Consider the following 14,360-nt stretch of genomic DNA (forward strand, 5'->3'; position numbering starts at 1 on the left):
TTCTAGCAATTTAAATTATAAGGGATACCTACTTTTTTTAAACTAAAAGTGTGCAATATCTGGGGCTCTTAAACATATAAATGATAAATTTATACTTGCTTTTTTTAATATACATGATACAATCCTTCCAATTTATAAAGAACAGGATAAAAAATGAAAAACATATTTCTTAAATCCAAGATATTTTTTTATTTGCAAACCTATTCTATTTATTTAAATTTACTAAGTTGGAATTTTTTAAAAGGGAATAAAGTTGTTATCTTTAACAATTTTATTCCTTTTTTTTATGCCAATTTTCAATAAAAACAATTAACTATTTTTTAAGGGAGAAATAATGAGGAACTTTATATCTATCAAAGAGTTATCAAAAGAGGAAGTTATTGAAGTATTAGATGTAGCTAAGGAGTTGGATAACACTGATAGTAGAGAAAGAAGAAAATTAATGGACGGAATGATAATGACAAGCATATTCTTCGAGCCTTCTACAAGGACAAGATTATCATTCACATCAGCTGCTTACAGATTGGGATGCAAAGAGTTAGGATTTGATAACCCAGATCAAAGTTCGATAAAAAAAGGAGAATCTTTAAGAGATACTATAATCATGGTTTCTGCCTATTCTGATATTATAGTTATGAGGCATAGTATTGACGGAGCTGCTAAATTTGCTGAAGAAGTTACAAACTGTCCTATTATAAATGCCGGAGACGGTGCTAACGAACACCCTAGTCAAACTTTATTGGATTTATACACATTAAGAGAAGAATTAGGAACTATAGAAAATAAAAAACTTGCTTTTGTAGGGGACACAAGATACGGAAGAACTGTTCACTCTTTAGTTGATGGTTTAATGATGTTTAATGGTGAGTTCTATTTTATATCTCCTGATGTTATACAAATACCTGATTATATATTAAAAGAATTAGATAATGCAAATATAAAATACAAAAAACTTAGCAATTATGAAGAAGTATTAAAAGAAATAGACTGTCTATATATGACTAGGGTACAAAAAGAAAGATTTGATGATATAAATGAATATGAAGAAGTTAAACATGCATTCAGAATATCAAAAGAGAGTATTGTTGGAAAATGTAAAGATGATATGATAATACTTCACCCTCTTCCAAGAGTTGATGAAATTAATATAGATTTAGATGATACAAAATACGCTAAATATTTTATACAGGCTAGAAACGGCGTTCCTACAAGAATGGCTATGATGGCTTTGGCTACAGATGCTATAAAATCTAAAGTAAAAAGAAAAGAAATGAATTATGAAGTTGTAGAAAATAAAGAAATAGTTTGTCCTAATAATAAATGCGTTACACATTTTGAAGAAACAAAAAATAGAGTTGTGAAAAAAGGTTATGGAGATTTCTGTTATTACTGCAACAGAGAAATAGGAAAATAAATCATTTAGGTAAATTATGATAATAAAAAATGCTAAAATTCCAAATAATGAAAAAATAGTTTCTATAATAATAGAAAATGAAAAAATAAAAAATATAGATTATGATAATAATTTTGAAAAATATTTATCTGATAAAAAAACAGATGATATATTAGATGCTAATTATAATTATGTGCTTGCAGGAATAATAGACCCTCATACACATATGAGAGATCCCGGACTTACTCATAAAGAAGATTTTAATTCCGGAAGCAAAGCCTGTGCCAGAGGAGGTGTTACAGTATTTTTGGATATGCCTAATACTGTACCGAACACTATTTCAAAAGAAAATCTAATCTCAAAAAAATCTATGATGATTGGAAAATCTTATGTAGATTACGGCTTTCATTTCGGAGGAAGCAAAGCAGATAATAGTGATGATATAAAAAATATTATCAATGATGCAGCATCTACAAAAATTTTCTTTAATGCTTCTACAGGAAATATGCTTGTAGAAGATGATAAAGTATTAGAAAAATTATTTGAAGTTTCAAAAATAGTTACTGTTCATGCCGAAGATAAAATGGTTGATAAGGCGATAAAAATAGCAAAAAATACTAATACTCCATTATATTTATGCCATTTATCACTTGAAAGCGAGATTGATTCACTAAGAAAAGCAAAAGACTCCGGAATGATAATTTACGGAGAAGCTACTCCACATCATTTATTTTTAAATACTGAAGATGTAAATAAAAATGATAGAAATAAAATGCTCCTTAGAATGAAGCCTGAATTAAGAGAAAAATCAGATAATAAAGCATTATGGGATGCAATATTAGACGGCACTATAGATACCATAGGAACGGATCATGCTCCTCATTTGATAAGCGAGAAATTAGAAAAACTTACATTCGGAGTACCTTCTGTTGAACATTCTCTTGAGTTGATGCTCAAAAAAGTTAATGACAATACTATAGATTTAAAATTACTTACAAAAATTATGAGTGAAAAATCTGCTGAAATTTTCTCTATGAAAGATAAAGGCTTATTAAAAGAAAATTATGATGCCGATTTGGTAATAATAGATTTAAATGACCATTCAGAAATAGAAGAAAAAGATATAATCACTAAAGCAGGTTGGTCTCCTTATATAGGTTTCAAAAGAGGAGGAAAAGTTTTAACTACTATAGTACGAGGAAATATAGTATATAATAATGGCAAATTCACTGATAATTTTATAGGAAAAGAAATAACTTATAGTAATTAAAACAAGCCGAATCCAGATAGTAACTAAAGTCACTAGATTATTACAGTCGCGAGTATAGCAATAATTAATAATAAAATATATCAACTTTTTATGGACTTTGTCAAAGTTGCAAAAGCACATATATAATAAATAAAATTGTAAATAATTAATTAAAAAACGATCCGAAACAGCTAGTAACTTTAGTCACTAGTTTATTATAGACGAAAGCAAGTATAGCAATAATAATAATTTGTTATTGATTTTAATTTTTATACATTATAATATCTATTCTATTAAAAAAATAATGAGAGGAATTCAAATGATAAAAATTAAAATCTTTATTACTATTTTATCAAGTATTATAATTCTAAACTGTTCTGCAAATAACAACGCAGAAAAAACAACTATTACAGATTATTCAGACAAAAATAATTGGCTTAGTATCCCTTCAACATCAAATGAAGTAGATGTATTTTATCTATACCCTACAACTTGGACAAGAGCAAATAGCAATGACAGTATAGTATGCCCAATAGACTATGAGCCAATGAGAAGTACAGTTACAAATTCAATGCTTGAACAAACAGGAATATTTGAAGAAGTTGGCAATGTATATGCTCCATTTTACAGACAAGCTGATGCTTTATACTTAATGAATACAAATAATAATATAAGCAAAGAAGAACAAAATAAATATTTTTATTCTTCACCTAAAGAAGATGCAATAGCAGCATTCGATTATTATATTAAAAATTATAATAATGGAAAACCATTCATATTAGCAGGACATTCTCAGGGTGCTATGATGATAAAAGAAATATTAATAGACTATTTCAAAACAAATGAAAATTTAAAAAACAGAATGGTAGCAGCTTATATATTCGGATATTCAGTTACTCAAAAAGATTTAGATGAAAATCCTCATTTGAGATTTGCAAACGGCGAATATGATACAGGAGTGATAATTTCTTATAATACAGAATCACCAGATTTTTACGGATATAACCCTGCACTTCTTGAAGGAGCTATTTCTATAAACCCTATATCTTGGACATTAGATGAAACTTTGGCTACTAAAGAACAGAGTTTAGGTGCTAATATATCACATAATTACGGAAACCCTAAAGCTAATATAGTTACAAATGCAGGAAAACCTTCAAAGATAGCCGATGCTAAAGTTGATAAGGCAAGAGGTGTTATAAGATGCAGCACTATAAATCCTGATGATTTTTATGTGAGAGGCGGCGGAGTTTTTGAAAAAGGTGTTTACCATGTTTATGACATCGCTCTTTATTATTATGATTTAAAAGAAAATGTAAGAAAAAGAGTTGGAGCTTTTTGGAAATAATTTATAAATGAATAAAAAATGGACAGGATAATATATCCCTTATTATCCTGCCCGCAACATGGTTTATAAAATATAAATATACGAAATTATCAAAAGTTAATTAGCAACAAATTCTTTGCCTCTTTTATCTAAAACATTCAAACTTATAGCATTAAGCTTTACAGTTTCATAATTATCTATCTCTAATATCTCTACAACACCCACAACTTCTATCCAATCCTGAGGATTAGGTATATTACCTTTATAATCGAATTCAAAACCAGCAACACCATCATATCCGCAGCATCCTGGTCCGTATCTGAATACAAAATTAAGTTTCTCACCTGTTTCTTTATCAGTAAATCCGTCATATATTCCCTGCAATTTTATTATCTTTCCTCTGTAATCATCAGGATTCAAATAAACATCATTGCATTGATTTATAAACATTCTCTCTTTTATCTCTATTACATTATTCATATCAAGTTTTGATGTATCTATTTTATCCTGTTTAAGCTCATTATTATTTTGAGAATTATTATCAGATTTACTTCCTACGCTGCTATAATCATATTTTTTTTGAGGTATATCCACATAATTTTTTTCTATATCAAACCAACCGTCATTGTATTCTTTTTTTGAACAAGAAGAAAATGCCAATAATACAGCAAATAAAAATAATACTTTTTTCATATACAATGTTCCTCCTTTTATTTTGCCCCTAATTTTATAAACCTTCCTACAATAGAAAAAATTAAAAGCATAGCTAAATTTACCATAACAATGCATGCTCCTGTAGGATATTCAAGCTGAAAAGAAACTATTATACCTATAAAAAAGCATAATACAGATAATATAGCCGATGAAATTACCACGCTCTTAAAAGTATTAAATACACGCATAGAGGTAAGTGCCGGGAATATTATCAAACTTGATATAAGCATAGCTCCCATCATTCTCATACCTAATACTATAATCAAAGATGTTAGTATAGATATAAGCATATTATAAAATTCAGCATTTATTCCAACAGCACGTGCGAAATTCTCATCGAATGTTACTAAAAATATTTTATTATAGAAAAGAACATAAAGTACTATAACTACAATACTTACAGCAATACTTATATAAACATCACTTTTGCTCATAGCAAGTATACTTCCAAACATATAATTACATACATCTGTATTTATACCAGTCTTTACAGTGATAGCTATGATACCAACCGCTAAAGATACACTTGAAATCAAAGCAATAGCAGCATCTCCTTTTATTTTACTGTTTTCACTTAATCTTAAAAGCAGTATTGAAGCAATGGCAACTATAGGTATTGAAAGCTGAAGAGTAGAAAATCCAAACATTAAAGAAAGAGATAATGCTCCAAATCCTACATTAGAAAGCCCAATACCAATCATAGAATATCTTTTTAAAACCAAATTAACACCTAAAAGTGCAGCACATAATGATACTAATATGCCGACTATAACCGCCCTTACAATGAAGGTATATGAAAAAAGTTCCTGAATCAAAGCAATCATTTCATATCCTCCCCTGATATTTTTCTGTATATATCGGTTTTTGTATAATCCTCTGTACTTCCGAAAAAAAGAATATTTTTATTTATATGAAGTATTTTATTAGAGTATTTAACTGCATTCGCTATATCATGCGAAACCATTATAATAGTTACTTCATCATTTAATTTTTTTATTAAATTATATAAATCAGCTGTAGCTATTGGATCAAGTCCTGTAGAAGGCTCATCAAGTATAAGTAATTCTTTAGTAGAACATAATGCTCTTGCTAATGCTACTCTCTGCTGCTGTCCTCCTGATAAATCTTTATATGACTTATTTTTTAAATTTTCTATATTAAGTTTTTTTAAATTATCTAAAGTGATTTTTTTATCTTTAGAAGTGTAAAACGGAAGAAACTTTTTCTTATTCAATCTTCCTGAAATAACAACTTCAAATACGCTTGCTGGAAATGATTTCTGCACTATTCCCTGCTGAGGCAAATACCCTATTTCATTTTTCTTTATACTGTTAAAAGATATACTTCCTTTCTTAGGTTTTATTAATCCTAGTATTGTTTTTATTAAAGTGGTTTTACCAGAGCCATTCTCCCCTATTATAGAAAGATAATCTCCTTTATTTAGAGAAAAATTGATATTAGATAATACCTCATTGCTGTCATAAAATACCGATAAATCTTTTATATTCAACATCAATTTAAACCCTTTTTCAAACTCTCTAAATTATCCCTCATAATAGATAAATATGTAACGCCTGAATTAAATTCCTCTTTGCTTACATTTTGTCCTGAATGAAGCTTTAATTTTTCTGCCCCTGTTTGTTCTATCAAAGTATTTGCTATTTTTTCATTACTCAATTCTATATAGTATAGATAAGGTATTTTATTGTCTTTAATATAATTCATCAAATAGGCAATAGTTTTTGGGCTTGCATCAACCTGACTGCTGCATCCTGTAAAAGGCGCTCTATATTCCAATCCGTATTCCTCTGCTAAATATCTGAATGGAAATCTATCTCCAAATACTATATTTTTTCTTTTAGATGTATTCACTGTATTTCTTATTTCTTCATCTAAAACTGTTAATTCCTGATTATATTTATCAGTATTTGTTTTATATATATCAGCATTATTAACATCAATTTCTGATAATGCATTACATATTGCTGTAACCATTAATTGAGCATTTTTTGGAGAAGTCCATATATGTTCATCATAAACACCTTCATGAGTATGGCTTTCTTCAATATGATTTTCATGCTCTTCATGATTTGCTTCTTCTTCATGATTATGATCTGTGTCATGCTCCATACCTTCTACAATCTCTTCATCTAATGCTTTTACATAATCTATCAGTCTGATTATCTTTTTGCCGTTAGTATCCATAGTATTCATAGAAGATATAATTTTTTCAGCCCAAGCCTCACTTTCACCGCCTATATAAATAAATACATCAGCATTTTGTATATCTATTACATCGGCGGGTGTAGTATTAAATGAATGAATCTCTATACCCGGTTTTATTATCATTTGAAGATTTACATTATCTACAGCTATATTTCTTGTAAAATCATATATTGGAAATATTGTAGTTACTACTTTTAATTTACTATTATCAACTTCTTTATTATTTTCATTACTGCTTTTATTAGCATTATTACATGAAACAATAATAATTGAAAATAATAAAGTTAAAAACATTAATATCTTTTTTTGCATTAAAAAATCCTTTATATTAAAATTATATAACAAATTAAATCATTAAAATATAAAAGATCTTAAATCAATTGATCAGCTTCACCTTCAGGCTTGTGGGGTTATTATTTAAAGAAAATATATACTTTCTTATTTTGACAAAAAATATACATGAAATAGATAAATATATTATCACAGAATTATATATATTATAAAATTTTATTATCTTACTTACCGCTTTCACCATAGAAAATATTTCCATACAAGTTTCACAATCTTCGCTTAAATGATGTACATGATGATGCGAATGATGAATTACATAAAATGCTGGAAAAACATATACAGATAGGATAAAAACAAGTAATATTAATACTAATCTCATAACATTGCTATTATAATTTATAATAAATAATTGTCAATTATGAATATTTATTTTTATTGTTCAATATGAAATACATATAATAATATTTTTTATTATAATTCAATATATAAAACAGGGTTATTCATACCTGAAAATATAGGAATTTCTATTAAAAATGCATCTCTTAAATCATAAACATTAACATCCTTTACATCATCATAAGAAGAAAGATAGCATGAACTTACAGTCGGTATATAAGATTTTGAAACTATTAATTTCATTTTCATAGAACTATACATAGATTCATATTCTTTATATTCAGATGTATTTTCAGAATCTTTAAAAGGAGTAAATAAAAATTTATTTCCATTTCTTACAGGCAATAATGAATTATCATCTTCTGTTATATCCTTTTCTTTTAAAACACCATTTACATAAAGACCTATTTCATTATCATTATTTATATGCTTAAATTTAAAATTTCTAGGATAAGAATCTCTAGCTTCACTTTCCATATCTCTTAATATATCTTCATAATAATAATCAGGAACTCCTTCTTCATAACCTTCTGAATAGGCTGCTAATTCTATTAAAGATTTAGACACTGTAACTATTGCCACAACTGTTACATTTTTATTTTCATCTACAGTTACATACTGAGTATAATCCAAACAGCTTACAAAAAATAGACAAAGAAATATAGAAAGTATAATATTTTTCATAAAAAAATCCTTAATTTTACTTCATATATAATACCATAAAAATAACAAATAACAATACAATATTATATTTTTACTATTGATATTTATTTTATGATATATTAAAATCAGGTAAAATAATATACAAATATTGTCGGAGTTATTATATATGTCAAAATTAATCGATAAAAAATTAGCAGATTATATCAATGATGTTGATAGTTCTCTTCCTGCTCCAGGAGGCGGAAGTGTTATGGGAGCTGTAGGAAGTTTGGCTTGTGCATTAGCTGGTATGGTTGGACATCTTACAGTTAATAAAAAAAAGTTTTTGGAATTAAGTCAAGAGGAACAAGATAATTTTAATAATGCTATAGAAAATATAAGAAATATAAAAAGCAGATTAATGGAGATAGTAGATAAAGATGCAGAAAGTTTTAATGCATTTATGGAAGCTATGAAACTCCCTAAAAATACAGAAGAAGAAAAAGCAAAAAGAAAAACTGCTATATCTGATGCTGCAAAAAAAGCTATAGATATTCCTTTCAGTGCTTTAAAATCTTGTTATGAATTAATGCCGTTTTTTGAAATAGTAATTAAATACGGAAATAGCAATGTTGTTACAGATATTGCTTCAGCTTATGTATTAGCATTTGCATGTGCTAAAGGCTCTGTACTTAATATCAATATAAATATACCTCTTATAGATGATAATACATTTTTAAATAACATAAAAATAAATACAAAAGAATATATCAATACTATAGAAAATAATTTTTATAACATAGAAAAAGAAATATTATTATTTAGAATATAATAATATAATAATATTTATTATGTTTCTTTTTGTATAAAATTATGTTATAAATATAAGACTTTTTATACAAAATTCTAATTTTATTTTTTTATATTGATATTTTATTCATATTATGATAATCTTTATCATACAATAAGGGTTTATAAAATATTTTGGAATAAAAATATATTAGATTATCTATATATTTTGACATAATTTACCTAAATTATTTTTTGATATTTAACAAATATATTTTATTCTTAAAAATCTCTCTATCCTTAATGTTAGTTATATGTATTCTTTTAATAGGAGGTTCGAATGAGTATAACAACTAAACACATGATATCCTTAAATGAAGAGGAGAAAGAAAAAATCAAAGAATTTATTAAAAAGGAAGGAAAATCAAAAAGACTCATTTCTAGAGCAAATATCATTTTGGCATTAGATGAAAAGAAAAACACAGGACTTACTCATACTGATATAGCAAAACAATATAATGTTACTTACCACACTGTAGTAAACATTATTAATGAATATGTTAAATCAGGATTAGATGAAACTCTAACATATAAGAGAAATCCTAACAGTAATAGGAAAAAGAAACAAGCCAATTGAAATTAATGATATTTCTATGTGCGGGATTTAGTATTTTCGGAAATTATCTTTAATAATCTCGCACATGAAATGATATCAGCATCTATATCTTCAAACATATACTCTACATTTTCATATACATTACTTATCAAATTAATACCAAAATTAATACCTTTATCAATGCTTCCTGTCATAGCCAAATCATCTGTAATAACTACACCATTAAAGCCTAAATCTTTTTCTAATATATCAGCATATTTTTTTGACATACTAGCCGTATTTTTATTGTCTATATATTTATTTTTTATATGAGCAACTAAAACCATTTCTGCTCCTGCATCTATACCGCTTTTAAAAGGAATAAACTCATTTGATAATAATTCATTTGTAGTTTTATTAATGCTTGGAAAATCATTATGAGAGTTTACAGCAGTATCTCCATGCCCTGGAAAATGTTTTAATACACTTATTATTCCTGCATCTCTTTGGGCTTTCACTGTATTTGAAACCATTTCCGCAACTATATTAACATTTGTTGAAAAACTTCTATTATATAGATAAGAATTTGTATCATTAGGAATATCGCATAAAGGTCCTAATATCATATTAATACCTAAATCTAATAAGAACTTAGATTTTTGATAAGCTATTTTATATGCATATTCTGAACTGTTTGAATCTCCTATATTCTTTGGAGATATATTTTTTAGCTTATCAAAATTAATGCGATTAACCTCTCCGCCTTCCTGATCTATAGAAATTAACATATTTGGGTTAACATATTTTCTTAAATCTGATGTTAACTTCTTTAATTGTTTTTCATCTGTGATGTTATAATCAAATAGTATTACTCCCATTATATGATTATCTTTAAGAGTTTTAATAGTTTCTTCAGAAAGCACCTTATCTTTTATACCTACCATTAAAAGCAAACCTTTTCGCTCTTTATCACTCATTTCTGCCGCTTTATCTATATAATCAGATAAATCAGGATAATTTTTTTTCAATTCAGATATATACATGCGATCTCCAATTGCGTTTGAAGCGGTTTTGCATGCATATATAAACAATAATATCAAAAATAAATACAATACTGTTTTCACAACTTTTTTATTAAATTTAAGACTTTTGAACATACTTCTAGATCCGTTTCTTTTATATTATTTTTTATCATATTTTTTATATTTTTATTTCTATAATAATTATAGGAAAAAACATTTATTCCATAACCAATTATATTTTTATCGTCATTAATATAATCAGTCATTATAATGCCTTTAAACTTCATATTGTTAATAAGAAAATCTCTGTATTTATCAGTATTTTTTATATGCGACATCACTATAATATCAGCATTGGCCTTTATTCCTGCTAAGAATGTTTCTCTATTATCCAATACGCTTTCTACATTATCTATTTTTTCATCTATATATAACTCATCATCATAGTATTTTGGAAAATATTTTAATGCAGTTATAATTCCTGCATCTTTTTGTGCTTTTACAGTTTGATATATAAGTCTTGAAGCAAGTATTTTATCATTTGTAAATATATTCTCTTTTAAATGTGATTTTTCATTACAATAGGTATTGCATATAGGAGATAAAATCATATTAATACCTAAAGACTTTAACTTTAATGCTCTTTGATATGCTATTTTATAAGCATATTCTTCGCTTTCTCTCTCCCCTATATAACTAGGATAAACTTTAAACTTCTGATGATATGCTATACTATAAGTGGATCTATAATCCTGATCTAATGCTATGAATATTTTTCTATTAATATTTCTTTTAATAGTTTTTATAATATTAGAAACTGTATCAATATCTAAATTATCAATATTTATTATAATGCCTGATATTTTAGTTGTATTTATTATGTTAATTAATTCATTATCATAATTCTTTACAGATATAAAAGTTAATATTTCTTTATCATTATCAATATTATTTAAATATGTTTTTTCCTCATTATTAAAATGAGTGATAAATAAAAAAACTAATAAGGAAAATAGCATTATAGTAATTATGATAATATACAGCACTATTATTTATAACAACTTTCAAGAATATTTATTTTTTATAATAAATTTGTTAGTAGTTTATATTTAGAAAAAATTAATTAATACACACTCACAAGTTTTCTATTATAATTTTTCTATTTCTTCTATACTCAATCCTGTATTTTCACTTATGAACTTTATATCTAAACCAGATTTTTTGAGATTTTTAGCTACTAATATTTGATTTTCTTTAATACCTTCTTTAATACCTTCTTCTTTAGCCTTCTTTATATCTAACTCCATACTCTTATTAAAGAAATATGTATCCACTTCTCGTTTTTTATATTTATCCATTACAGGACTGTCATTAACAAAAGTACGGCATTTCTTTTCTACTTCTTCAAATATAGTATTTTCTTTCATTAAAATAGACATATCTTCCCCCTTAAAAAATTTAACCCAAGAAATGAATTCTCTATGTATATTATCAATATTTTCTATTTTATTAATATCGTTAAAATTGAATTTAGGAAGCTCAACAAAATGTAATTGGCAATGATCTGTTAGAATCTTATTATTATTTAATTCTTTTAATATATAACAGCTATGAACCTTATCCTCATCTGTTAGTATAAAGTTTGTAATATTGATACTTACAGTTGGCTTTAATTCATCATAAAAAGAACCTCTATTTAAACTAGAACTATAATTATAAGCCCAATAATATAAAGCTCTTTTTATAAAATCTTCATTTCCTCTGGATTGTATTTCTATTAAAACTGTTATTCCTGCTTCTGTAGTAGCTTTTATATCAACAATACTTTCTTTTTCACCATAATTTTCTGATATGTTAAATGGATTAAGTATTTCTATTTTTTGAAAAGTTTCAAAATTTAAATCTTTAAATACAGCATTAATAAAATTTAAAGCTATATTTTCATTACCAACATGCGAAAATAAATAGTGTACAAAATAATCATTGATTCTATTTAAATTTTCAATTGTAACAGGTTCATTTAATATTTGTTTTAATTTATCTAAATCTTTCATAACATTATTATACAAAAAATAATTATAAAAGTAAAGTTTTAATTATTTTCTTACTTTTATATGTAAGTTAAATAACAATTGATTAGAAATAATATTAAATTTTAATTGATTTTGATATAGAAAAAGTTCATAACAAATAAAAGGCTCTAGTTTTTTAATTAACTAAAGCCCTTTTATTTTATAAATTAATTATAGTTTATAAAACTTTTATCATATATCAAAATTCATTCAAATACTTAATTATGTTAAGTGCAATATACTCAGCATCTTCTTCTTTTAATGTACTGTATAAAGGCAATGTTATTTGATTTTTATATAAATTAAATGCATTTTTATAATCATCCATTTTGTAACCTAAATCTATATAAGCCTTATGTGCAGGCAAAGGCAAATAATGAACATTTAATGTTATACCTAATTCTGACATTTTATCTATAAATAAATCTCTGTCTACTTCTTCAAAATCCTGTATTCTTATTAAATATAAATGATATGAAGATTCACTGTAATCATCTTTGAAATTAGGCAAATGTATTCTTTTATTTTTACCCAAAATATAATTATATATATCTACTATTTTTTTTCTGTGATTAAGCATTGAATCATATCTCTTTAACTGCGATAAACCAATAGCAGCATGCAAATCGCTCATATTGCATTTATATCCAGGCAATTCTATATTATATCTCCAAGCTCCTTTTCCGCCTCTGTTTTTATCGAAAGCACTTTTATTTTGTCCATGTAAAGATAATACAGAAAGTTCTTTATATATATCATCAGCATTTATACTTCCTATATCATTAAAAGACAATGCTCCGCCCTCTGAAGTTGTTATATTTTTTACTGCATGAAAAGAGAAAGAAGACATATCAGCTTGAGATCCAGTTCTTTTTCCTTTATAAATTGCACCTATTGAATGAGCTGCATCAAGTAAAAATAATGGTCTTTTTAATTCTTTTTGATATTTATTTTCTGATGCATTAAATAATTCTTTTTTACTCTCTAAAATCTTTATAATAGCATCATAATCGCAAGGCTTTCCTCCAATGTCTACTGCAATAATAGCTTTAGTTTTACCAGTAATAGCTTTTTCAAGTCTTTCTGAATCTATATTAAAATCATCTTCTTTGGCATCTATGAATACAACTCTAGCACCCAAATGAACTACAACATTAGCAGTAGAAGCATAAGTATAAGCAGGTACTATTACTTCATCACCCTCGCCTACTCCGAATATTTTTAATGCCAATTCCATAGCTGAAGTAGCACTTGAAAATAATTTTACTCTTTTTACATCTATATATTTACAAAGTTCTTCTTCAAATTCTCTATTTACTGGTCCTGTTGTAATCCAGCCTGATTTTAATACATTAACTACGGCCTCTATTTCACTGTCTGTTATATCCGGAGGTGAAAAAGGTATTTTCTTATTCATAGTTTATCCCTTACATACAATATTATGTTTAGTTTACATATTTAAAAATTATGTTTACTAAATAATTACTATATAATATATAAAAAATAAATCAATAAAAATTCATATAAATTATTTGACAAAAAATCATCAAGGATATAATATCTATTGCTAATAAAAATTGCTTTTAAAGCTATGTTAAATAAACTTCCAGATGCCTTCAATTTTTATAATGACTTTATAATAAA

The 14,360-nt window shown here is 26.0% G+C and carries 14 protein-coding genes; 5 read left to right on the plus strand and 9 right to left on the minus strand.

Features of this window, described 5'->3' with window-relative positions; translation table 11 throughout:
- The first annotated feature begins 334 nt into the window (after nucleotides 1–334).
- The 3 genes from pyrB to Q0K19_RS07770 all read left to right on the plus strand — a co-directional run bounded on the left by pyrB (nucleotide 335) and on the right by Q0K19_RS07770 (nucleotide 3,990).
- A complete protein-coding gene (pyrB, locus tag Q0K19_RS07760) occupies nucleotides 335–1,414 on the plus strand; it encodes an aspartate carbamoyltransferase (RefSeq protein ID WP_297246938.1) in 1,080 nt (359 codons plus the stop codon).
- Nucleotides 1,415–1,430: 16 nt separating this feature from the next.
- Nucleotides 1,431–2,663, plus strand: a complete 1,233-nt coding sequence (locus Q0K19_RS07765) for a dihydroorotase family protein (protein WP_297246940.1) — start codon at nucleotides 1,431–1,433, stop codon at nucleotides 2,661–2,663.
- 283 nt (nucleotides 2,664–2,946) lie between these two features.
- Nucleotides 2,947–3,990 carry a DUF3089 domain-containing protein gene (locus Q0K19_RS07770; RefSeq protein ID WP_297246942.1) on the plus strand — a complete coding sequence of 348 codons (1,044 nt, stop codon included), beginning with the start codon at nucleotides 2,947–2,949 and terminating at the stop codon, nucleotides 3,988–3,990.
- A 96-nt stretch (nucleotides 3,991–4,086) separates the two neighbouring features.
- On the opposite strand, the gene Q0K19_RS07775 is transcribed toward Q0K19_RS07770, so the two are convergent.
- The 5 genes from Q0K19_RS07775 to Q0K19_RS07795 form a co-directional block, all read right to left on the minus strand.
- On the minus strand, nucleotides 4,087–4,662 hold the full coding sequence (locus tag Q0K19_RS07775) for a hypothetical protein (RefSeq protein WP_297246944.1): 576 nt from the start codon (nucleotides 4,660–4,662) through the stop codon (nucleotides 4,087–4,089).
- Between the two features lie 17 nt (nucleotides 4,663–4,679).
- The gene (locus tag Q0K19_RS07780) at nucleotides 4,680–5,507 is read right to left on the minus strand and encodes a metal ABC transporter permease (protein WP_297246946.1); all 828 of its coding nucleotides are present in this window, start codon (nucleotides 5,505–5,507) and stop codon (nucleotides 4,680–4,682) included.
- Nucleotides 5,504–6,196: a metal ABC transporter ATP-binding protein gene (locus tag Q0K19_RS07785; protein WP_297246947.1), complete on the minus strand. Its 693-nt coding sequence runs from the start codon at nucleotides 6,194–6,196 to the stop codon at nucleotides 5,504–5,506. The genes Q0K19_RS07780 and Q0K19_RS07785 overlap by 4 nt, the downstream gene beginning before the upstream one ends.
- On the minus strand, nucleotides 6,196–7,221 hold the full coding sequence (locus Q0K19_RS07790; RefSeq protein WP_297246949.1) for a metal ABC transporter substrate-binding protein: 1,026 nt from the start codon (nucleotides 7,219–7,221) through the stop codon (nucleotides 6,196–6,198). Before Q0K19_RS07790 ends, Q0K19_RS07785 begins: the two co-directional genes overlap by 1 nt.
- A gap of 450 nt (nucleotides 7,222–7,671) precedes the next feature.
- On the minus strand, nucleotides 7,672–8,280 hold the full coding sequence (locus Q0K19_RS07795; RefSeq protein ID WP_297246951.1) for a hypothetical protein: 609 nt from the start codon (nucleotides 8,278–8,280) through the stop codon (nucleotides 7,672–7,674).
- 145 nt (nucleotides 8,281–8,425) lie between these two features.
- Here Q0K19_RS07795 and Q0K19_RS07800 point away from each other — a divergent pair, with 145 nt between their 5' ends.
- Together Q0K19_RS07800 and Q0K19_RS07805 are read left to right on the plus strand one after the other, a co-directional pair.
- Nucleotides 8,426–9,070: a cyclodeaminase/cyclohydrolase family protein gene (locus Q0K19_RS07800; RefSeq protein ID WP_297246953.1), complete on the plus strand. Its 645-nt coding sequence runs from the start codon at nucleotides 8,426–8,428 to the stop codon at nucleotides 9,068–9,070.
- Nucleotides 9,071–9,367: 297 nt separating this feature from the next.
- Nucleotides 9,368–9,664 (plus strand): helix-turn-helix domain-containing protein, encoded by a 297-nt coding sequence (locus Q0K19_RS07805; protein WP_297246955.1) that lies wholly within the window; start codon nucleotides 9,368–9,370, stop codon nucleotides 9,662–9,664.
- Nucleotides 9,665–9,678: 14 nt separating this feature from the next.
- On the opposite strand, the gene Q0K19_RS07810 is transcribed toward Q0K19_RS07805, so the two are convergent.
- From Q0K19_RS07810 to Q0K19_RS07825, 4 genes are all read right to left on the minus strand, one after another.
- On the minus strand, nucleotides 9,679–10,779 hold the full coding sequence (locus Q0K19_RS07810) for a glycoside hydrolase family 3 N-terminal domain-containing protein (RefSeq protein ID WP_297246958.1): 1,101 nt from the start codon (nucleotides 10,777–10,779) through the stop codon (nucleotides 9,679–9,681).
- Nucleotides 10,743–11,690, minus strand: coding sequence for a glycoside hydrolase family 3 N-terminal domain-containing protein (locus Q0K19_RS07815; RefSeq protein WP_297246959.1), 948 nt, complete (start codon nucleotides 11,688–11,690; stop codon nucleotides 10,743–10,745). Before Q0K19_RS07815 ends, Q0K19_RS07810 begins: the two co-directional genes overlap by 37 nt.
- 102 nt (nucleotides 11,691–11,792) lie before the next feature.
- Nucleotides 11,793–12,698, minus strand: coding sequence for an Rpn family recombination-promoting nuclease/putative transposase (locus tag Q0K19_RS07820; protein WP_297246961.1), 906 nt, complete (start codon nucleotides 12,696–12,698; stop codon nucleotides 11,793–11,795).
- A 217-nt stretch (nucleotides 12,699–12,915) separates the two neighbouring features.
- Entirely contained in the window at nucleotides 12,916–14,133 is a 1,218-nt protein-coding gene (locus Q0K19_RS07825; RefSeq protein WP_297246963.1) for a DegT/DnrJ/EryC1/StrS aminotransferase family protein, read from the minus strand.
- Nucleotides 14,134–14,360: the final 227 nt, after the last annotated feature.

Source organism: uncultured Brachyspira sp., assembly GCF_944393015.1.
GTDB lineage: Bacteria > Spirochaetota > Brachyspiria > Brachyspirales > Brachyspiraceae > Brachyspira.